At 62.7% G+C, this 20121-nt stretch carries 20 protein-coding genes, 2 tRNA genes and 1 pseudogene; 16 read left to right on the top strand and 7 right to left on the bottom strand.

Going from position 1 to position 20121, the window contains the following annotated elements; all coding sequences use genetic code 11:
• Together AC1PME_RS08050 and AC1PME_RS08055 are read left to right on the top strand one after the other, a co-directional pair.
• Window positions 1-3363, top strand: a complete 3363-nt coding sequence (locus AC1PME_RS08050) for a pilus assembly protein (protein ID WP_254461089.1) — start codon at window positions 1-3, stop codon at window positions 3361-3363.
• Window positions 3364-3408: 45 nt separating this feature from the next.
• Window positions 3409-3846: a type IV pilin protein gene (locus AC1PME_RS08055; protein ID WP_481097819.1), complete on the top strand. Its 438-nt coding sequence runs from the start codon at window positions 3409-3411 to the stop codon at window positions 3844-3846.
• Between the two features lie 40 nt (window positions 3847-3886).
• Here the strand turns inward: AC1PME_RS08055 and AC1PME_RS08060 are convergent.
• Together AC1PME_RS08060 and AC1PME_RS08065 are read right to left on the bottom strand one after the other, a co-directional pair.
• Window positions 3887-3963 (bottom strand) — tRNA-Asn (locus AC1PME_RS08060).
• Between the two features lie 52 nt (window positions 3964-4015).
• Window positions 4016-4543, bottom strand: coding sequence for a GspH/FimT family pseudopilin (locus tag AC1PME_RS08065; RefSeq protein ID WP_307549774.1), 528 nt, complete (start codon window positions 4541-4543; stop codon window positions 4016-4018).
• Window positions 4544-4690: 147 nt separating this feature from the next.
• Here AC1PME_RS08065 and uvrB point away from each other — a divergent pair, with 147 nt between their 5' ends.
• Window positions 4691-6715: an excinuclease ABC subunit UvrB gene (gene uvrB, locus AC1PME_RS08070; protein WP_254461092.1), complete on the top strand. Its 2025-nt coding sequence runs from the start codon at window positions 4691-4693 to the stop codon at window positions 6713-6715.
• A gap of 89 nt (window positions 6716-6804) precedes the next feature.
• A tRNA-Val gene (locus AC1PME_RS08075) sits at window positions 6805-6879 on the top strand.
• On the opposite strand, the gene AC1PME_RS08080 is transcribed toward AC1PME_RS08075, so the two are convergent.
• The 4 genes and pseudogenes from AC1PME_RS08080 to AC1PME_RS08095 form a co-directional block, all read right to left on the bottom strand.
• Window positions 6830-7465, bottom strand: coding sequence for a tyrosine-type recombinase/integrase (locus tag AC1PME_RS08080; protein ID WP_481098088.1), 636 nt, complete (start codon window positions 7463-7465; stop codon window positions 6830-6832). The two genes, AC1PME_RS08075 and AC1PME_RS08080, sit on opposite strands and share 50 nt — an antisense overlap.
• A gap of 6 nt (window positions 7466-7471) precedes the next feature.
• Window positions 7472-8044 carry a hypothetical protein gene (locus tag AC1PME_RS08085; RefSeq protein WP_481098172.1) on the bottom strand — a complete coding sequence of 191 codons (573 nt, stop codon included), beginning with the start codon at window positions 8042-8044 and terminating at the stop codon, window positions 7472-7474.
• Window positions 8045-8109: 65 nt separating this feature from the next.
• Window positions 8110-8223: pseudogene (locus AC1PME_RS08090) on the bottom strand (DNA-binding protein); the annotation flags it as partial.
• Window positions 8210-8815 carry a hypothetical protein gene (locus tag AC1PME_RS08095; protein WP_481097820.1) on the bottom strand — a complete coding sequence of 202 codons (606 nt, stop codon included), beginning with the start codon at window positions 8813-8815 and terminating at the stop codon, window positions 8210-8212. The pseudogene AC1PME_RS08090 and the gene AC1PME_RS08095, both read right to left, overlap by 14 nt.
• Here AC1PME_RS08095 and AC1PME_RS08100 point away from each other — a divergent pair.
• Window positions 8814-9047, top strand: coding sequence for a hypothetical protein (locus AC1PME_RS08100; protein ID WP_481097821.1), 234 nt, complete (start codon window positions 8814-8816; stop codon window positions 9045-9047). The two genes, AC1PME_RS08095 and AC1PME_RS08100, sit on opposite strands and share 2 nt — an antisense overlap.
• An 11-nt stretch (window positions 9048-9058) precedes the next feature.
• On the opposite strand, the gene AC1PME_RS08105 is transcribed toward AC1PME_RS08100, so the two are convergent.
• On the bottom strand, window positions 9059-9658 hold the full coding sequence (locus AC1PME_RS08105; RefSeq protein WP_481097822.1) for a hypothetical protein: 600 nt from the start codon (window positions 9656-9658) through the stop codon (window positions 9059-9061).
• 602 nt (window positions 9659-10260) lie between these two features.
• Here AC1PME_RS08105 and AC1PME_RS08110 point away from each other — a divergent pair.
• From AC1PME_RS08110 to AC1PME_RS08160, 11 genes are all read left to right on the top strand, one after another.
• Window positions 10261-10602 (top strand): hypothetical protein, encoded by a 342-nt coding sequence (locus tag AC1PME_RS08110; RefSeq protein ID WP_481097823.1) that lies wholly within the window; start codon window positions 10261-10263, stop codon window positions 10600-10602.
• A 632-nt stretch (window positions 10603-11234) separates the two neighbouring features.
• The gene (locus tag AC1PME_RS08115) at window positions 11235-11444 is read left to right on the top strand and encodes a hypothetical protein (protein ID WP_254461093.1); all 210 of its coding nucleotides are present in this window, start codon (window positions 11235-11237) and stop codon (window positions 11442-11444) included.
• A gap of 239 nt (window positions 11445-11683) precedes the next feature.
• A complete protein-coding gene (locus tag AC1PME_RS08120) occupies window positions 11684-13357 on the top strand; it encodes a type IV secretory system conjugative DNA transfer family protein (RefSeq protein ID WP_307549778.1) in 1674 nt (557 codons plus the stop codon).
• Window positions 13358-13753: 396 nt separating this feature from the next.
• Window positions 13754-14182, top strand: coding sequence for a toxin co-regulated pilus biosynthesis Q family protein (locus tag AC1PME_RS08125; RefSeq protein WP_254461095.1), 429 nt, complete (start codon window positions 13754-13756; stop codon window positions 14180-14182).
• Between the two features lie 61 nt (window positions 14183-14243).
• Window positions 14244-15254: a VirB8 family type IV secretion system protein gene (locus AC1PME_RS08130; protein WP_481097824.1), complete on the top strand. Its 1011-nt coding sequence runs from the start codon at window positions 14244-14246 to the stop codon at window positions 15252-15254.
• Window positions 15251-16012: a TrbG/VirB9 family P-type conjugative transfer protein gene (locus AC1PME_RS08135; RefSeq protein WP_254461097.1), complete on the top strand. Its 762-nt coding sequence runs from the start codon at window positions 15251-15253 to the stop codon at window positions 16010-16012. The genes AC1PME_RS08130 and AC1PME_RS08135 overlap by 4 nt, the downstream gene beginning before the upstream one ends.
• Entirely contained in the window at window positions 16009-17190 is a 1182-nt protein-coding gene (locus tag AC1PME_RS08140) for a TraB/TrbI/VirB10 family type IV secretion system protein (RefSeq protein WP_307549782.1), read from the top strand. The genes AC1PME_RS08135 and AC1PME_RS08140 overlap by 4 nt, the downstream gene beginning before the upstream one ends.
• Before the next feature lie 19 nt (window positions 17191-17209).
• On the top strand, window positions 17210-18253 hold the full coding sequence (virB11, locus tag AC1PME_RS08145; protein WP_254461099.1) for a P-type DNA transfer ATPase VirB11: 1044 nt from the start codon (window positions 17210-17212) through the stop codon (window positions 18251-18253).
• A gap of 134 nt (window positions 18254-18387) precedes the next feature.
• Window positions 18388-19272 (top strand): lytic transglycosylase domain-containing protein, encoded by an 885-nt coding sequence (locus AC1PME_RS08150; protein ID WP_430543950.1) that lies wholly within the window; start codon window positions 18388-18390, stop codon window positions 19270-19272.
• Window positions 19273-19342: 70 nt separating this feature from the next.
• Entirely contained in the window at window positions 19343-19738 is a 396-nt protein-coding gene (locus AC1PME_RS08155) for a TrbC/VirB2 family protein (protein WP_429002530.1), read from the top strand.
• Entirely contained in the window at window positions 19731-20042 is a 312-nt protein-coding gene (locus tag AC1PME_RS08160; protein ID WP_254461101.1) for a VirB3 family type IV secretion system protein, read from the top strand. Before AC1PME_RS08155 ends, AC1PME_RS08160 begins: the two co-directional genes overlap by 8 nt.
• Window positions 20043-20121: the final 79 nt, after the last annotated feature.

Below are 20121 nucleotides of genomic sequence, written 5' to 3' on the forward strand. Positions count from 1 at the left end.
ATGAGCCAGTTTCACGACCATCGTGTGCAGCGACGCGGCCTTTGGCCCCGTCTCAATGCATTCGCTACGGCCTTTGCCTGCACCATGCTGGCGCTCCCGGCCAGTGCCGGCATCGTGGTGCCAAGCTACCCGCTGCAGTCGGGTGGGCGTATCGCGCCCAATGTGTTGTTCATTTTGGACGACTCCGGCTCCATGGAATTTAGCTACATGCCGGATTCGGTGCCGCAGACCAGGGACAGCAGGGGCGGTAACAGTATTGGTAGCTTCGCTTACACGCGAAATTCCATCTACTACAACCCGGCGGTGAACTATCAGCCGTGGGTGGACTCCACCGGAGCGCCTATGACTGGTGGCATGGATTATGGGAGTGCTTATGACAATTCGCATGACCTCACGTCGTCAATCAATCTTTACGACTCTACGAGGACGTTCTATGTCCCGAAGGATACTGGAAACAATTCGGAATCCTATCTGTCGGATACGGCAAATTACTATCGTTATCAGATCATGGGTGATGGTGTCATCATCCGCAGCGAGTTGCTGAACAACGTCGCGAACCAACAGGGGTTGGCGGGGCGTGGTTGCTCCAATTCCCGTAACGATTGGCAGTGGAAGAACTGCACGCGCGCAACGCCCACTGGCAGAAGCGAGGCGGACGAGCGTACCAACTTTGCGACATGGTATTCCTACAGCCGCACGCGCATCAAAGTGGCCAAGGGCAGCGCAGGACATGCGTTTTCCGACCTGGGGACCAATGTCCGGGTCGGGTTCCGCACGATCTGGCAGAGAACGGCAGATTCACTTCCGATGAACCATGCAAACCCCATTCCAGTGAATAGGAATGACGGTTTGTTCGACAACCCCAATGGGGTGAATGGGGATAATAATAATCGCAAGGTCTGGTACGACCGCCTGTATGCTGCCTACGGCAACAATGGCACGCCGCTGCACCGGGCGCTCAGCAGTGCCGGCATGTATTTCAGTAGCAGCGATGCTGCGGGTCCCTATGGTCCGCAAGCCGGCGCCGCGCAGCTCGTTTGCCGGCAGAACTTCACGATTCTGACCACCGATGGTTACTGGAATTCCAAGGGCGACTACACGCCTGTCAACGAGCAGGATAACGTCGCCGGCGCCACCATTTCCAGTCCGACCGGCAATACGTACACCTATACCCCGTCACGGCCTTATGCAAGTCCTGATTCGGACACCCTGGCCGACGTGGCGATGCGCTACTGGAAGTCGGATCTAAGATCCGACATGGCGAACTCCGTGCCTACCAATTCCGCAGATCCCGCTTTCTGGCAGCACATGACGACGTTCGCGATTTCTATCGGTGCGAAGGGGACTCTGGATCCGAAACAGGATCTTCCGGCCCTCACTTCGGGCGCGAAGAGCTGGCCGACGCCTTCCGCCGATAGTGTCGCCAATATCGACGATTTGTGGCACGCGGCGGTGAATGGTCATGGCAGTTTCATCGTCGCGAGCAATCCCGACGAATTCACGCAGGGGCTTAAATCTGCGCTTGGTTCGATCGTCGAGCGTACCGGCACCGCCGGCAATCTCGCGGCGAATTCCAGCAGCCTCACCAGCAGTACGCATGTCTATCAGGCCAGTTTCGTTTCCGGTAAATGGACTGGTGCGCTCAAGGCGATTCCGGTCACCAGTACCGGCGTAGATGCGACCAATCCGTCCTGGGTGGCAAGCATTCCCGGTTCGGGGCGCAATATCCGCACGTGGAGCGGCACCGCCGGCACGACCTTTCCCACTTCCGCGCAGCGGACGGCGCTGACGCGCGCGGCCACCTCAACCGCCGCCGCCGTCACCGGCGCCGACAACGCGGCCTATATCGCCGGAACCCAGGACCTGGAGCAAGATCACCCCAACGGGTATCTGCGCACCCGTAGCACCTTGATCGGCGACCTCGTCAATTCTTCCCCGGCCTACGACACGGTCAGCGGGACCATTTTCATCGGCTCCAACGACGGCATGATGCATGCCTTCAATGCCGATACTGGCGTGGAGCGATTTGCGTATGTGCCGGCCAGTCTCAACTTCACCGACCTGGCCACCCTCAGTGCGCCCGACTACGACCATCGCTTCTTCGTGGATGGCCCGATCAGCCTTTCCCGACGCGATCAACTGAGCAACCAGACGATCCTGGTCGGCACGCTCGGGCGCGGCGGCAAGGGGATCTATGCGTTGGATGTCACCAATCCCGACAGTTTCTCCAACAGCAACGTGCTGTGGGAAAAAGCCGGCGACAATCGGGCGTCCACGACGGCCGACAACAACATGGGCCTGAATCTGGGCGCTCCCGTCATCGCCAAGCTCAACAATGGCGATCTCGGGGTGCTCGTGGCCAACGGCCCCAATAGCACCAACGAGCGCGCGGCCTTGTTCGTGTATCGGCTCAGCGATGGTGCGTTGCTTTCGGAAATCGACACGGGGGTAGGTTCTTCCTCGTCTCCGAACGGACTGTTTGCGCCCTCTGCGCGCGACGTCGACGGCAACGGTACCATCGACTTCGTCTACGCTGGCGACATGCAGGGGAACCTATGGCGCTTCGACCTTTCCGCCACCACCTCTTCTAGCTGGAACGCTGCGAGTAATCGCCTGCGCCTGTTCACCGCGACCAACTCCGCAGGGACGCCGCAGCCCATCACCTCGGCACCGGCGATCGCGCGTGATCCTGCCAGCTTCCAGTTGTGGATCTTCTTCGGTACTGGCCGTTTTCTCACCACCGACGACGTGACCGACATGACCGTGCAGTCGGTCTATGGAATCAAGGACGCCACGAGCGGTGTTGCCAAGTCCGACCTGCAGCGGCGCAAGTTCGCGGCGAGCGGCGTGGTCAACAATCAGAGGGTGCGGGTCATGGAGGCCAACAGCGCGCTGGCAGCCGGCAAGAAGGGCTGGTATCTGGATTTGATCGATCCGCCTGTGTCCGACCCCGCGCCTGCAACGGCCGATGGCGAGCGCGTCTATACCGGGGTGAATGTCATTTCCGGCGTTCTGACGTTCACCAGCAACATTCCCGACGATGACCCGTGTCTGCCTGGCGGCAAGGGCCAGGACAACGCCATCGATGCGTTCACGGGCTCCAGTCTCAACCAGTCGTTCTTCGACCTGAATCAGGACGGCTCCTATGCCGATGAAACGCTGACGGTCGGGGGCGTGTCGATTCCCGTCGCGTCCGTCGCCTTGGGCGGCTTGGGCAGCTCGAGCAATTACTTCACCGGCGGCGCGGGTGGCAGCGGCGGTCTGGCTTGCCTGAATATCAACGATGGCAGCGCCGTCTGCAAAAAGATTCGCGAAATTCGCAAAGTGGGACGTGTGCAATGGAAGGAGCTACTCCAGGAATGACAGCGTTCAGCCCGAAACGTTTCCCACATCCATTGGAGCTAAGGCATGCCCAGTCGTAGTCGATTCGCAGCACAGCGCGGTTTCAGCCTGATCGAACTGATGATCACGGTGGCGATTGTTGCGATCCTCGCCAGCATTGCCATGGTCAGTTACAACTGGGTGATGATCAAGGCGCGGCGTTCGGCCGCAGCCGGTTGCTTGCAGGAGGCGGCGCAGTACATGGAGCGCTTCCACACGACCAACATGAGCTATCTGAGCGCAGCCGGTGCCGCGCCTACGCTGCCGGCATGCAGTACCGATGTCAGCAACTTCTACACGGTGAGTCTGGCCGCCAGCACTGCAACCAGTTTCAGTATCACTGCGGTGCCGATCTCGGGAAAGGCGCAAGCGCGGGATACGGAATGCGCGACATTGACGATCGACCAGCGCGGCGTGCGTTCGGCCAGTGGCTCTCTGTCCTCAACCCCGGCGAAGTGCTGGTGATGCAAAAAAAAACCGCCGAGCAACGGCGGTTTTTTTTAGGTGGCGCCCGAAGTTGGACTCGAACCAACGACCCCCTGATTAACAGTCAAGTGCTCTAACCGGCTGAGCTATTCGGGCGAGGCGCGCATTGTAAGCAGATCTTGGGCGCCTGGCAAGCACCTTTTTGTTGCTACGGCCCGCATGGGGGCTCGCCTGCATGGCGAACCGAGCGCGCCCTTCCGGTTGCGCTGACGATCACTTCGGACGCGATGGCCTGTCGGCGGCAGATCCTGAAGGTCACATTGCTTCCCGTAGCGCGCCCATCGGGGAGGTAGCGCATCTGTGAACGCCCGAGAGACGACAGTACGCGCAGTCTGGAGCGGCCGGGTGCTGCGGCTTCGCTCAGGATGTCGCTGCTCCGATTGGGCTGCCGGTCACCATCCGGATCCGCGTAGATCATCCAGTTGTTGCTCCACTCGATCTCGGCGGTGCAGCGTCCCTGGGTCCTGGATGGGCACAGGGCGACGGGTTGGCCGCGGGAGACGGCCCAACTGCGCGCCAGGGCAAGCTGCGTCAGCAACGCGTTGGTGGCCGCCAGTTCCTGATGCCTGTCCAGCAATCGTCCGAAGGCCGGAAGCCCGACGCTCAGTATCACCAGGACGACCGCCAGACTGACGATCATCTCCAGCAGGGTGAAACCTTGGGTTCTTCTGGCCATGTCCGCTCCTTGGCTGGTGTTCCACAAGCTAGCGGTGGGGGCGAGGCCGAGGCATCGCCGGGATGCCGACAGTGCTGTAGGAATAATCCAGACATGGCTGTCATCCGCCGCTCGCTATACTCATCTGTCGTCTCCAGGTGAAGGTCCATGTCCGACCGTTTCCAACTCGTATCGCCGTATTCGCCGGCCGGCGACCAGCCGCAGGCGATCGAGAAGCTGGTGGCCGGCTTCGAGGCCGGCCTGGCCAAGCAGACCCTGCTCGGCGTCACCGGGTCGGGCAAGACGTACACCATCGCCAACGTGGTCCAGGCGATCCAGAAGCCGACCCTGGTGATGGCGCCCAACAAGACCCTGGCGGCGCAGCTGTACGGCGAGTTCAAGGCGTTCTTTCCCAACAACGCGGTGGAGTACTTCGTCAGCTACTACGACTACTACCAGCCCGAGGCCTACGTGCCGTCCTCGGACACCTTCATCGAGAAGGACAGTTCGATCAACGAGCACATCGAGCAGATGCGCCTGGCCGCGACCAAGACGCTGCTGTCGCGGCGCGATGCGCTGGTGGTGGCCACGGTCTCGGCGATCTACGGCCTGGGCGCGCCGGAGGACTACCTGTCGCTGCGGCTGATCCTGTCGATCGGCGAGCACGTGGAGCAGCGCCAGCTGATCCGCCACCTGACCGATCTGCAGTACACCCGCAACGAGTACGAGCTGCACCGCGGCAGCTTCCGCGTGCGCGGCGAGGTCATCGACGTGTTTCCGGCCGAATCCGACAGCGAAGCCTTGCGCATCGAACTGTTCGATGGCGACGTGGAGCAGCTGACCCTGTTCGACCCGCTGACCGGTGAGACCCTGCGCAAGCTGCAGCGCTACACGATCTACCCCAAGACCCACTACGCCACCACCCGCGAGCGCACGCTCAGCGCGGTGGACACGATCAAGCTGGAGCTGAAGGACCGGCTCGAACAGCTGTATGCGCAGAACAAGCTGGTCGAGGCGCAGCGGCTGGCGCAGCGCACCCAGTTCGACCTGGAAATGATGGCCGAGGTCGGTTTCTGCAACGGCATCGAGAACTACTCGCGGCATCTCACCGGCAAGGCGCCGGGCGAGCCGCCGCCGACCTTGTTCGACTATCTGCCGCCGGACGCGTTGCTGGTGGTGGACGAGTCGCACGTCACCGTGCCGCAGATCGGCGCGATGTACAAAGGCGACCGCTCGCGCAAGGAAACCCTGGTGGAGTTCGGCTTCCGCCTGCCGTCGGCGCTGGACAACCGGCCGCTGCGCTTCGAGGAATGGGAAGCGCGCTCGCCGCGCAGCATCTACGTGTCGGCCACGCCCGGCCCGTACGAGTTGCGCGAGTCGGCCGGCGAGATCACCGAACTGGTGGTGCGCCCGACCGGGCTGATCGATCCGGAAGTGGAGATCCGCCCGGTAGCCACCCAGGTCGACGACCTGCTGTCGGAGATCAACCTGCGCGTGGCCGATGGCGACCGCGTCCTGGTCACCACGTTGACCAAGCGCATGGCCGAGAACCTCACCGAGTACCTGGGCGAGCACGGCGTGAAGGTGCGCTACCTGCACTCGGACATCGACACGGTCGAGCGCGTGGAGATCATCCGCGACCTGCGCCTGGGCAAGTTCGACGTGCTGGTCGGCATCAACCTGCTGCGCGAGGGCCTGGACATGCCGGAGGTCTCGCTGGTCGCGATCCTGGACGCCGACAAGGAGGGCTTCCTGCGCTCCACCGGCTCGCTGATCCAGACCATCGGCCGCGCCGCGCGCAACCTGCGCGGCAAGGCCATCCTCTACGCGGACAAGATGACGCGTTCGATGCAGGCCGCGATCGACGAGACCGGGCGCCGCCGCGAGAAGCAGGTGGAGTACAACCTAGCGCATGGAATCACCCCGAAATCGGTGGCGCGCCCGATCGTGGACATCCTGGAAGGCGCGCGCGACGACGTCGCCGAGACCAAGTCCGGCAAGGGCAAAAGCAAGGCGCGGCGGGTCGCGGAGGAGCCGGCCGACTACCGGGCGCTGGAGCCGGCGGAAGTCGCGGCCCGGCTCAAGGCCCTCGAGCAGAAGATGTACCAACACGCGCGCGACCTGGAATTCGAGGATGCGGCGCGGGTGCGCGACCAGATCAAGAAGCTGCGCGATGCCAGCCTGGTCAGCTAGGCGGCCGGCCGAGTGGGTGGTGGGTATTGTTCTTGTCCGCCAGGTGGGCTAAGATTCGCGCCCCTGCAGCGGTGCGCCGCGGCAGAGAAGGGCGGTTAGCTCAGCGGTAGAGCACTACCTTGACATGGTAGGGGTCACAGGTTCGAACCCTGTACCGCCCACCACTCGAAACCCAAGCGTCCCAGCGGTTTCGGTGGATCGATCAACACCACGCACATCCTCGACTGACCCCGAACTGACCCCAAGGGCGCGCAGTCGGGGCACGTCGCGTGCAAGGTCTTCCACGATCGCCTGCAGCGCTTTGCGCGCTTCGCCGAGGTAGGTCGGGTCGAACTTGGCGTAGGCGTCCGTCGTCCCGCCGGCGTGGTGCCCGAGCAGGCCCGACACCTCCCACGCAGGCACGCCGCGCTGGCGCAGCCAGGTGGCCACGGTGTGGCGAATGGTCTTCGGGACGAACCAGGCCGGCAGCAGCGCCGCGCGCCGCAGCTTGCGCCACGTCGTCTTGATCGAGGCCACCGGCCGCTGGTGCAAGTGGACGACGTCGGCGGATGGCTTCGCCTGGTCGAGGTAGGCGGCCAGCGCCGGTAGCAGCGGGACCACGGGCCGGTACTTCTTCGTTTGCTGCCGTCCCGGCGGGTTGAGGCGCACCAGGCCGGCGCCACGGTCGATCTGGAAGACCTGCAGGTCCAGCGCCGCGTCGCCGCGGCAGCCGGTGCACAGGCGCACAGGCGCACAGGCGCACAGGCGCACCAGGAACTAGGCCCAGACGTGGTCCGCCATCGGCGTGTTCAGCAGGCGCACGATCTGCTCCCGCGAGGCGTAGTGCGGGTAGGTGTCGCCAATCGGCGGCAGATCCACGAATGGCACCTGGCTGATCTCGCCACGCTTCCACGCGCGATTCATCGCTGACTTGCAGACGCCCAGCAGCCGCCGCGCGTAGCCCTCACTGAACTCGCGCCCGCGCAGCCAGCGCACGAAGTCCTCCTGGCGCGCGATCGTCACGTCCGCCACGGTTGCATCCGGCCCGAAGAACTCGCGCCACAGCGCGCTGCCGGGCTTGGCGCTGTCCCTGCTGGCCAACCCGTCGCCGTGTTGCACCATGTAGCGGGTGAGGACGGTCGACAGCAGGACATCCGCCGGCGCCTGCTGCGCCATGGCGGCGTTCTCGACGTACCACTGCGCCAGCGCTACTTTCGCTTCGCCAAGGTCTCTTGTGCCAAGCGAAGCGCGCTGCTTGCATTCTGCCGCGTCCCGCCACGCCCGGTACCAGACGGTTGAGCCTTTGCGTTGTTCAAGCCAGTAGTCGCCAAGGCGGAAGCGGGTGGACACGTCTGTGGCTCCAGGTAGTTCAGCAGGTGGCGCTCGGTGTACTTGACGGCCTTGCCGATGCGGATGTGCGCGATGGCGCCGCGCACGCGGAACCGTCGCAAGGTGATTTCGGAGATGCCGAGGTAGGAGGCGGCCGCCGCCTCGGTGTACAGCTCGGGAAGTCGCTCAGCGGCGCCCATCGTCGCCCTCCATTCCTTTGAAGCTGATTGCCCACACCCATGGGTTGGCCGACCAGTCGCCACCGGTGCTCTCCCACAGGCTTCGAAACGCGCCGGTCGGCGAGGCATGGCCATGCTTGTCGCCGTCGCGCCATGCCCACGCATGGCTGTCCTCGAACGGGAACTTGCGCAGACCCTCGGCCTCGGCGTCCGCGGCGCTGATCGCCTGAAGCCGCTCGACGCGCACCCCGGTGATCTCCAGCACCAGGCGGCAGGCCTCGCGAGGCATGTGGATGCTGGGCCGCCACCTGACGCCATAGTCCTTGCGCGCAAAGTCCCCTGCGGAGCCAGGCGGCGTGTCGGCTGCATAGGCGTAACGCTGCATCGGGCCAGCAGGATCCGGCCGGTGCTCGATCCCAGTGCCGAGCAGATCCGCGTAGCTCTCCCGCACCCACAGGCGGTCGCCAGGCTTGCCGAGGTGGCATGGCCGCTGGCCCAGCGCCGCGAACGCTGCTACACGCTGGGACTTCAGCATGCGCCGGGTCTGCGTCTTGCGCCCGTCGAGGATGGCGCGGACCATGGGGCCACTGAACAGCATGGGATGCTCACGCATGGCACTCTCTCTCGATGTGAATGGCTGGACGCTTGTGATTTCCTCGCGCTACGTCACCAACGAGGCGCCCGCGAGCTTCTGGCGCGCGGCGGTGCATGTTGTCCCGCAGGGCGGGGGAGCGCCGATGTACACAGCGGAGTCCTATGCGCGGCACACCGCGCAAGAAGAGGCAGAGCGGGTCGTGGAAGGGCTTGGCACCGACTGGGCATGGGCGAATAACGCGGACGCCTGACTGAGTTGCCATCACCGATCCTCCATCGCCTGGTCGATCTCCCTGACGGCCACACGCATGAGCTTGTGGGCAATGGCGGCCGTTTCCTTCTCGATGACGTCGGCCGCCTCCATGACCGCGAAGAACGCCAGGGCGAACGACGCAATCACCTTCGCATCGGGAGACGCGTCCTCGTTGTTGACCACGCGCAATGAATCGGCGCGGTTGAGCTGGATCTTATCCATGATGGATGCCCTCCGGCGCCGGCGCGGCGGCCAGCATTGAGGTGTAGCGCTCGCGACACTGCGGGGAGTAGTAGCCCCGCGGCCCATGACCTCGTCCCACAGCTTGCGCATGTCGCGCAGCATGGCGTGCTGCCGATCAGCGGGTAGCACGCCGAAGCCGTGATTGAGGCACGTAGCCATGCTGATCAGCAGCGCCTGGTCAGGCTCGTCCAGCACCTGCGCCTGCGAGGCGAGCGCGAGTTGGAAGCCGATGAATCGGTCCTGGTCGCGTTGCCACAGATAGTCGCCAGTGACCACGGAGCAAGCCCATGGGCGCTTCGGCTTGTCGTACCCGGCCGCGACCATGGCGGCTTCGAATGCGGTCCTCTGCTGTTCGATGTCAGCCATGGGTCGGCTCCTTTTCCCGGAAGCGCGAAGGCTCCCAGTCGCATGATTCGTCCTCGGAGATATGCCCAAAAATCATGGTGCAGCGTCGGCAATGGACGCAGTCTCCGCAGGTCTTGCCCTCGGGCAAATCCATAGCGTCGCCGGTGCGCCCGTAGGGGATGCGCTCATTCGAAGAGGCGACGAAGTGCGTCGGGAACGCGCCCGCAATTCGCTGACAGGGCAGCTCTTCCCCGGCCGATCGCGTCGACTTCGACGACGGTGGAGCTGATCACCTCTGTCTGCCAGAGTTAGTCTCTATTTCGTCTGAGACGCAATCGCCCGGGCGGAGATGCGTTTTCCATTGCGGCCGAAAACTTGTTTCACTTTTGTCTAGTTTCGTTACTTCAGAGTAATCAATAGCTTACATCTTGCGCCCGGCTAGATGGTGAAATTTTATCAAAATTTTAACAAAACAGCCCTTGAGGTGTTTAGCATCCGCACCCACACACACCCACACACACCCACACACACATCGTGGAAACAAGCTAGCGCTGAAGATGTTGGCTGATGTGCCGATGTATCCCACCAGGATGGTGGTAGACCCCGTGAACCAGGAGTGCCATATGCGACCGAACCAACTGATTCTCCGCTGCTACGCGGAGCGTGAGGGCGCGCTGTGGTTTGCCGTTTGCCTTGATCTTTCGCTGGCGGCACAAGGCGCCTCCTTCGAAGAGGCTAGGCAGAAGCTCGACGCCCAGATTCAGGAGTACTTGCAGGATGCCCTGTGTGGGCAGGATCAAAAGCATGCTGAGTATCTGATCTCCCAGCGTAAAGCCCCGGCAGGTGAGTGGGCGCGTTACTACCTGGGCAAGTGGATGGCTAGGCTTGCTCGAGCAATGCACCGGCCGGCGCCTGCCGTGACCCCATTTCACGAAAAGATCCGCATGGCTCCAGTGTCCTGCTGAAGTAACTCTATGGTCAGGGAGAGGCCGGTAACGCACAAAGAGTTCAAAGCCGTACTGAAGCGCCTTGGCTATGAGCCCAGGCCGCAGAGGGCGACTTCACACGAGCACTGGGTTCTAGACGACGGTAAGGTGTTTCGGAAGGTCACATTAGACGAGCATAACTCGCCCTATCACCGGCGCGTCTTGGCATTGATGCTCAGTCAGGCGGGTCTAAGCAAAAGTGACTTCTTCAGTCTACTTGACTCCCTGTAAGCTCCCGCGGTCGACTGACCCCAAACTGACCCCATAGGCACCGCGAAGCCTTGATATATCAAGGCTTCGAGTGATCGCAATTGATCGCATTAGTTCTTGTTTTTGTTGATTTTACGCGACCTTGATATGATAGGGGTCACAGGTTCGAACCCTGTACCGCCCACCACGACGCGAAGATGCGGACGTGGAAACGAACAAAGCCGGCGGAAGCCGGCTTTTTTTGTGTCTGTGCCCCGGCTGCCCGGCAACCGGGGCGTGAAGGCGGGCCGCTGGCCGCGCGGCCAGGCTTGCTTTAGCATCCGAGCGGACGATCAGGCGAGGAGGCCAGACGCATGGTGGAATACCATCATACGGTGCAAGTCAAAGGACGCTACCAGCTCGTGGCGTTGACCCGGGAGCCGGACTACAGCCCGGCCAACGTGGTGGGCTATACGGTCACCACCGACGGCGGGGCGCGCGTGGATCCGCACGACATGTCCTGGGACGAGGCGCGGGTGTTCCTGGACACCCTGATCGAGCGCGATCGGGAGGCGGTCAGTACGGAAAGGAAGCCGTCGCGGCACAAGCCGAGTACGCGGCAGCGCCGGTAGGGCGCGCCGCGCACGTCGAGGCACGCGCGAGCCGGCCGGCGGCGCCCGCACAAGACATGCCGGAGTCCGGCGCGCCGCCGTAGGCGGGATGGGCGAGCATCGTGGCTCGCGGCGGGGCACAGCCTGCTCAGCTTCCCGCACGCGGCCGACGTCACGCCGCACGGATCGTCGACGCGCTGGTCGCAAAGTGTGGAACTCGCTCTAGAATATTCGCCAGGATGGATCAAGGAGGATGGGGCTTGTCGAATCGTAAACTCGTTGCGGCGGCGCTCGTCGTCGTGCTCGCGGCCGCCTGCGGCTACTTCCTGTCCGGCTACCTGGTCCTGCTGCTGTTGAAGCTGGACACGCGGATGTTCGGGCTGGGTACCTATTACCAGTACGTGCACGCCATCGGCCTGCCGGAGGTGGCTCCCTACGTCGGCAAGATCAAATGGGCCGGCTACCTCGGCTTCGGCTTGCCTGGCTTGCTGGCCTTGCTGATCCTGGTGCTGATGTTCAAGCCGGCCAAGCGCAGCCTGCATGGCGACGCGCGCTTCGCCGGTGCGGCCGACCTGTCCAGGCACGGGCTGTTCAAGGCCAGCGGCGACGGCATCGTGGTCGGCAAGTTCCGCGGCAAACTGGTGCGCCTCAGCGGTCAGCAGTTCGTGATCCTGGCGGCCCCGACCCGCTCGGGCAAGGGCGTCGGCGTGGTCATCCCGAACCTGCTCGAGTACCAGGAGTCGGTGGTGGTCCTGGACATCAAGCAGGAGAACTTCGATCTGACCAGCGGCTGGCGCGCCAGCCAGGGCCAGGAGGTGTTCCTGTTCAATCCCTTCGCCGAGGACCGCCGCACCCACCGCTGGAACCCGCTCAGCTACGTCTCCGACGATCCGGCGTTCCGCGTCTCGGACCTGATGAGCATCGCCGCCATGCTGTATCCGGACGGCTCCGACGACCAGAAGTTCTGGGTCAGCCAGGCGCGCAACGCGTTCATGGCGTTCTCGCTGTACCTGTTCGAGAACTGGGACGACGAACGCAACATCGGCTTCCCCGGCGGTCTGGGCACGCCGACGCTGGGGGCGATCTACCGTCTGTCGTCCGGCGACGGCACCGATCTGAAGAAGTACCTGAAGTCGCTGTCGGAGCGGCGCTTCCTCAGCGGCAACGCCAAGTCGGCGTTCTCCAACCTGCTGTCGCAGGCGGACGAGACCTTCGCCTCGATCATGGGCACGCTCAAGGAGCCGCTCAACGCCTGGATCAATCCGGTGCTGGATGCGGCCACCAGCGACAACGACTTCCTGCTGACCGACTTGCGCAAGAAGAAGATGACCATCTACATCGGCATCCAGCCCAACAAGCTGGCCGAAAGCCGCCTGATCATCAACCTGTTCTTCAGCCAGATCATCAACCTCAACACCAAGGAACTGCCTAAGAGCAATCCGGCATTGAAGTACCAGTGCCTGCTGCTGATGGACGAGTTCACCGCGATCGGCAAGGTCGACATCATCGCCTCGGCAGTGTCATACATGGCTGGCTACAATGTCCGCCTTCTGCCGATCATCCAGAGCATGGCCCAGCTCGATGCCACCTATGGCAAGGACATCTCGCGGACCATCATCACGAATCATGCACTGCAGATTCTCTACGCTCCGCGCGAGCAGCAGGACGCCAACGACTACTCCGAGATGCTCGGCTACACCACCTTCCGCAAGAAGAACGTCACCCGTGGCAAGGATGTGACCCGGAGCGTATCGGAGGAAAAGCGGGCGTTGATGCTGCCGCAGGAGTTGAAGGCGATGGGGAACGATCAAGAGGTGTTCCTGTACGAGGGCATCCCGCATCCGGTGAAGTGCGACAAGATCAAGTACTACAAGGATCGCTACTTCACCGCACGGCTGCGCCCCAAAGTCGATATTCCGACGCTTTCGATTTGAGAGTGTGACGAAATTCATCTATTTTTTGGGCGTCGTCGTCAATTGAACGTTTTTTTGCCAAATGCTTGACGTGAGCATGCCCCTGCGGCACATTCTCGCGGGTATGGCGGTAAGTTGGTAACAGGAACAGGAGCGTGGGTCGAACCGGCACACGTTAAGGGGTGACATGGAAGGTTTGCTGTCAAATTCCGTTTTCTTTGGCGCTGGTCGTGCGGCCTCGGGCACCTGCCGCTGTCTGCCGCAGATCTGCGCCGGCGCCATCCGCGGCGCCTTCCTTCCCGCATCGCGCGTGTCGCGTCGTCGCGTCGAACTCCGCAATCCAGCAGTGGGCCGCCTGCGCGCCGCCCGCTCTTCATACGTTTCCGCAATTCAGAGGCTCGCGTGAAAAGAACGCATATGTTTCGGCTGATCGCTACGTTGAGCGCCGTCGCGCTGTTGAGCGCCTGTGCAACCAGGCCGGCACCCGACTTCCGTGGCAAGTGGAAGCCGGTCAATCGTTTCTCCGAGTCGACCATGGAGATTCCGCTGTACTCGTCGTACGTGTACCAGGCGATCCCGATGGACGGCACGCTGAAGACGATGCTCGAGCGCTGGGCCAAGGATTCGAACATGCAGCTGTCCTATGGCATCCAGTCCGACTACACGCTGTACGCGCCGGTCGCCAAGATCAACACGACCAGCATCCAGCAGGCGGTCGCCGAGCTGAGCGTGGTCTATGCGCAGGAAGGAGTGAGCGTGACCGCTGCAGGCAATCGCATCCTGGTGCAGCCGTCGTCATCGCTGAGCGGCGCACCAGCGGCCACGGCCAGTGGCAGCGCGAAGTGACGTCACCGTCGGCGCGCACGCGGTGCGCCGGCAGCCACATTACGAAACCTGGTGAAGTCTGATGTTCGGTAAAAAGCCGGTCGAAAGCGAAAACGTCAACAAAGCGGTAGCGAAGGCGGTCAATTACGAAATCAGCATCGCTGATCTGGCGCGCCGCAGCGAGCGCCGTGCGTGGTGGGTCGCGTTCGGCGCCATCATCCTGTGCCTGCTGCTTGGCGGCGGGTACTACTACATGCTGCCGTTGAAGGAAAAAGTGCCGTATCTGGTGATGGCGGATGCGTATACCGGCACCTCCACGGTCTCGGTGTTGCGCAACAGCGGGGACGTGCAGAGCATCACCAGCAGTGAAGCTTTGGCCAAGAGCAATGTGGCGCGTTTCATCACCGCACGTGAGTCCTACGACTCGGAGATGATGGGACTCAACGACTGGAATACGGTGTTTTCGATGGCGCCGCGGGATACCGCCGTGGGGGCCGAGTATTTCAATCTGCACGCGCCCAACAACCCCTCGGCCCCGTATTACACCTACGGCAAGGCGCGCTCGATTCGGGTCAAGATTCTGAGCATCTCGTTGCTCGGCGGCGGCGGCAAGCCCTATAGCGGTGCGAATGTGCGCTTCCAGCGCAGCATCTACGACAAGAAGACGGGGCAATCCACGCTGCTCGACAACAAGTTCGCCATCATGGCCTTCCGCTACAACAGCAATCTGGCCATGGGAGACGAACTGCGGGTGCAGAATCCGCTGGGGTTCCAGGTGACCGATTACCGGGTCGATAACGACTACTCGGCCATGCCGGTTCCGCCGTCGTCCGCCGTGCAGACCCCTGCCACCGGCGCGGTTCAGCAGCCGGCGGCCGCCCAGATGCCGGGAGCGGCAGGACAAGTGCCGGTGCAGCAGATGCCTGGTCAGCCGATGGCGCCGGGCGCGAACGGCACGATGCCGGTTCCGCAGGAGGCGCCGTCGGTCAATCCGGCGAGCGCGCCTGTTTATCCAGGAGCGCAGCCGGCTGCGGCGCGTCCTGCACCCAGCGTTGCACCTCAGCACAACGGTAATGGAGCGAACGTTCGATGAGTTTCCTGACGAAAACCGGTTCGGCGCATCTTGCGTTGCTGGCTCTGGGCCTGTTCGCGCCGATTGCGTCGGCCCAGGTGGTTCAGCAGTACGAGTACGAGCCCGACAAGATCTATCAGGTGCGTACCGGCCTGGGCATCACTACCCAGATCGAACTGAGCCCGAACGAGAAGATCCTGGATTACAGCACCGGTTTCACCAGTGGCTGGGAACTCAGTCGTCGCGAGAACGTCTTCTATCTGAAGCCGAAGAACGTCGACGTCGACACCAACATGATGATCCGCACCGCTACCCATTCCTACATCCTGGAATTGAAGGTGGTAGCCACGGATTGGCAGCGGCTGGAGCAGGCCAAGCAGGCCGGCGTGCAGTACAAGGTGACCTTCACCTATCCGAAGGACACCAGCTTTGCCGCGGCCAGCGACGAGGTGAAGGATGAGTCGCAGCTCGACACGCGCCTGACCAAGGACCGTCATTACTACTTCGACTACGACTATTCGACGCGTTCCAAGCAACCATGGATCGTGCCGAGCAGCGTCTACGACGATGGCAAGTTCACCTACATCAAAATGGATCTGACGCGTTTCCCGACAGGCAATTTCCCGGCCGTGTTCGGCCGCGAGAAGGAGAGCGATGAGGATTTCCTGGTCAATACCACAGTCGAGGGCAACACCCTGATTGTCCACGGGACCTATCCCTTCCTGGTCATCCGCCACGGCAAGAATGTTGTCGGCTTGCGTAGGAACAAGCAAAAGTGAACTCGAATCTACCCCCGTCTGACGAAAATTACGGCAACGACCACGGTCAGCCGCGTTCCCCGCGTGCGGACGATGCGCCGCGCGAGAATCCCTATTTCGCCCGCCAGCAGCAGACTGCCGACCCGGATCTGGACGCCAACGAGCCGGTGCTCCGGTCCAGCGACCTGAAGAAGCTCAACCGCAAGGCGCTGGTGTTCCTCGCCGGTATCGCCGCGCTGCTGATCCTGGCGATCTTCTGGCTGGTGAGCGGCAGCAGCACGCCCGAGCCGGCACCGAAGCCGCGCCAGGAAGCGGTGGTGGCACCTGCGTTGCCGCAGACCGCGGCGCCGCCGCCGGTGCAGCAGGTAGAGCCGGTGCCACTGGCCGAGCAGCCGAGCCTGCCGCCGTTGCCGCCGATGCCCACCAACGCAGATGCGCAGATGCAGTCGGCGGCGCGGCAGGAGCGCGGACCATCGTTGCTGGAGCGGCGTATGGCCGGCCTGCAACAGGAGTCTGGTGGTGGCCAGGGCATGGGCGGCATGCTGCCGGGACAGGAGCAGGGTGGCGCACCGCTGCAGCAAGGGCAGGAGACCTCTGCCAAGCCGATCGCCAACCCGGACGGTTTGCTGGTGCGCGGCACCTACATCCGCTGCGTGCTGGAGACCCGGATCATCACCGACTTCCCGGGTTTCACCTCCTGCATCATCACCGAGCCGGTCTACTCCATCAACGGCCGCCGCCTGCTGTTACCGAAGGGGTCGAAGATCCTCGGTCAGTACGGGGCTGCAGAGCCGACCGGTCCGCGCATGCAGGTGGTCTGGGATCGCATCACCACGCCCACCGGCATCGATGTGACGCTGGTTGGACCGGGCGTCGACAATCTCGGCAGCTCCGGCCACCCGGGTCAATACAGCGCGCATTGGGCAAGCCGCATCTCGTCCGCACTGATGATCAGCATGCTGAGCGACGCCTTCAAGTGGGCAGCGGCCGAGAATGGTCCGAAGACGACGACGGTGGGTCTCAACTCCGGCGTGGTCACCCAGCAGCCGTACGAGAGCAACACGGCCCAGTCCATCCAGCGTCTGGCCGACCAGGCCCTGGATCGCCGTCGTCCCGCCACCGTGACCATCAACCAGGGCACCATCGTCAACGTCTACGTGGCCAAGGACGTCGACTTCACCGCGGTGTTGCCGCGTTGATCGCGAGCGAGACAGCGACGTGACGTTCGACGACTCTCCGACTGCGCAGATCTCCACGGATTTCCTGGATTACCAGTACTCGGTGCTGGGCATCCTGGATTACCTGAACTCGCCGGAAGTGACGGAAATCTGTATCAACCGTCCTGGCGAGCTGTATCTGGAGACCCTGCGTGGCTGGCAGCGACTGGAGATTCCGTCGCTGACGTTCGAGCGCGCGCGGCAGTTTTGCACGGCAGTGGTCAACGAGAGCAACACCGGCCAGCGCATCACCGATGCCGATCCCGTGGTGTCGTTGACCTTTCCTACCGGTCAGCGCGCGCAGTTCGTGATCCCGCCGGCCTGCGACGCCGGCAAGGTATCCATCACCATCCGTCTGCCGTCCAAGCACACCAAGACCCTGGAGCAGTACAAGGAAGACGGCTTCTTCCAGGAAATCCTGGAGGTGCAATCGGGCCTCAGCGAGCAGGATCGGGAGTTGCTGGAACTGCGGCGGCAGCGCGATTACGCCGAATTCTTCAAGAAGGCGGTGCTGTTCAAGAAGAACGTCGTCGTCGCCGGCGCCACCGGCAGCGGCAAGACCACCTTCATGAAGTCGCTGGTGAACCACATTCCGCACGAAGAACGGCTGGTGACGATCGAAGACGCGCGCGAGCTCTTCATCAGCCAGCCCAATTCCGTGCATTTGCTCTATTCGAAAGGCGGACAAAGCACCAGTAACGTCACGGCGAAGAGCTGCATGGAAGCGTGCCTGCGCATGAAGCCCGACCGCATCATCCTGGCCGAGCTGCGAGGCGACGAGTCGTTCTACTTCATCCGCAACTGCGCCTCCGGTCATCCAGGTTCCATCACCAGTTGCCATGCTGGCAGCATCGGGCAGACCTGGGACCAGTTGGCGCTGATGGTCAAGGCGTCGGCCGAAGGATCGGGCCTGGAGTTTTCCGTCATCAAGCGGCTGCTGATGATGACCATCGACATCGTTGTCCACATCAAATCGCACGCGGGCCGGCGCTATATCACCGGTATCGATTTCGATCCGGAGCGCATGCATTCGGGCGGTGGATGAATATGTTCACCAAGGTGATAGGGCAAAACAGCGCCGATTGACTTTGAATTTTTCTTCCAACACGATTGATTTGCGACATCTGCGGTGTTCCGGACGCGTTTCCGGTGCGCCGATGCATAAGGAGTAACCACGGCATGTTGCCAGGCATGGAACTACTGAGCTGTCCCGAAATGGCGGTTCCGGCTGAAGTCATGCAGCACGTTGTGCGCGTCGAGTCGTCGCACAATCCGTTCGCGATCGGGGTGGTCGGCGGGCGCCTGGTGCGCCAGCCGCAGAACCTGTCCGAAGCGGTCGCGACGGCGCGGATGCTGGAGGAGAAGGGCTACAACTTTTCGCTCGGCCTGGGGCAGGTCAATCGCTACAACCTGATCAAGTACGGTCTGGATACCTACGAAAAGGCGTTCAAGACCTGCCCGAATCTGCAGGCCGCGTCGAAGATCCTGGCCGAATGCTACAACCGCTCCGGCGGCAACTGGGGCAAGTCGTTCAGTTGCTACTACTCCGGCAACTTCGAGACCGGGTATCGGCACGGTTACGTGCAGAAGGTCTATGCGTCGATCAACCAGGGCAGGGCGCTTGCCGGCTCCACCGCAGGTGCGATCCCGGTGATCCCGGCAGGGGGCGTGCGCCGCGTTGTCACCGACTCCGTCAGGGCTGCAGCGATACGTGAAGTCGATTCGATCGTGTCGCGGCGCATCGACTCTGCGGCCGATCGGCTCGCCAGCGGTTTCACGAGGGAAACGCAACCGTCCGTGCCCGCCCAGGCTGCCATTGCGGCGCCGGTGCAGCCAACGGCGGGTGCCGTAGCGGCTGCACCCGCTCAGGCCGCTGCTGCAGATTCCGATCTTTATGTAATACGACCGACAGGCGCCGGCAAAGGAGTGGCGGTTCCTGCAGGTGGCGGAGAGCCCCCAGCTCCGCACGCTGCCGCACACGCGCCTCCAGCCGTGGCGGGAGCGGCCGTTCCTGGCACAAGTACGCCGTCGCCGACGTCTGGCGACGGGGCCTTCGTATTCTAGCCAGATGCAGTAGCACGGCCATGCAAATGGCTTTTGACCACCCTGTTTCCAAGTCAAGGAGAAACCCATGATGTTCAAGAAAGCTGAAGTGAATTCGAACGCCAAGATCATCGGCATGGCGGCATTGAAGGCGGCGATGTTCACCGCGGCCGTATTCGCCTCCGGCGCCGCGATGGCGACCGGTACCGACTACGCCGGTGCAGATCAGAAGGTCTGTGGTTTCCTCGGCAAGACCAACAACATCCTGAACATGGCCTCGATTGTGGTGGTGACCATCGCGGTTGTCTTCGCCGGTTACCAGATCGCCTTCGCGCACAAGCGCGTTGCCGAAGTGGCGCCGGTGCTGCTGGGGGGCGTGCTGATCGGTGCTGCCGGCCAGTTGGCCAAGATGCTGATCGGCGATACCGGCCAGACGTCCTGCACTGCCGCCATCACGCTCGTTCAGCACGCGATGCAGTATGCATAAGAACGTACTTTTCCGGGGCTGTACGCGGCCTGCGATGTTTTTCGGGGTGCCCTACGTCCCGTTCTTCATCGGTGCCGGTGGCGGCTTCCTGATGGGTATCTATTTCAATATGTGGCTGCTGGCGCTCATTCCGGTCATCGTCTTCGTCATGCAGCAGATGACCAAGCGGGACGAGATGATCTTCCGCATGCTCGGCTTGCGCTGGATGATGAGGATGCGCGTGCGCAACCTGCAGCGCTATTCCGGCATGTGGGTGTTCTCGCCGAATGAGTACAGGAAAGACGTGCCAGGCGCCAAGCGCTAGTTTGGAGCCGGGCACCGGGTGTCGACCCCATGCACGACGTATGTGTCGTGCATGGGGTTGTTCGGTTTTTCGTGTCGGC

The sequence above is a fragment of the Xanthomonas sp. NCPPB 901 genome (genome assembly GCF_056725085.1).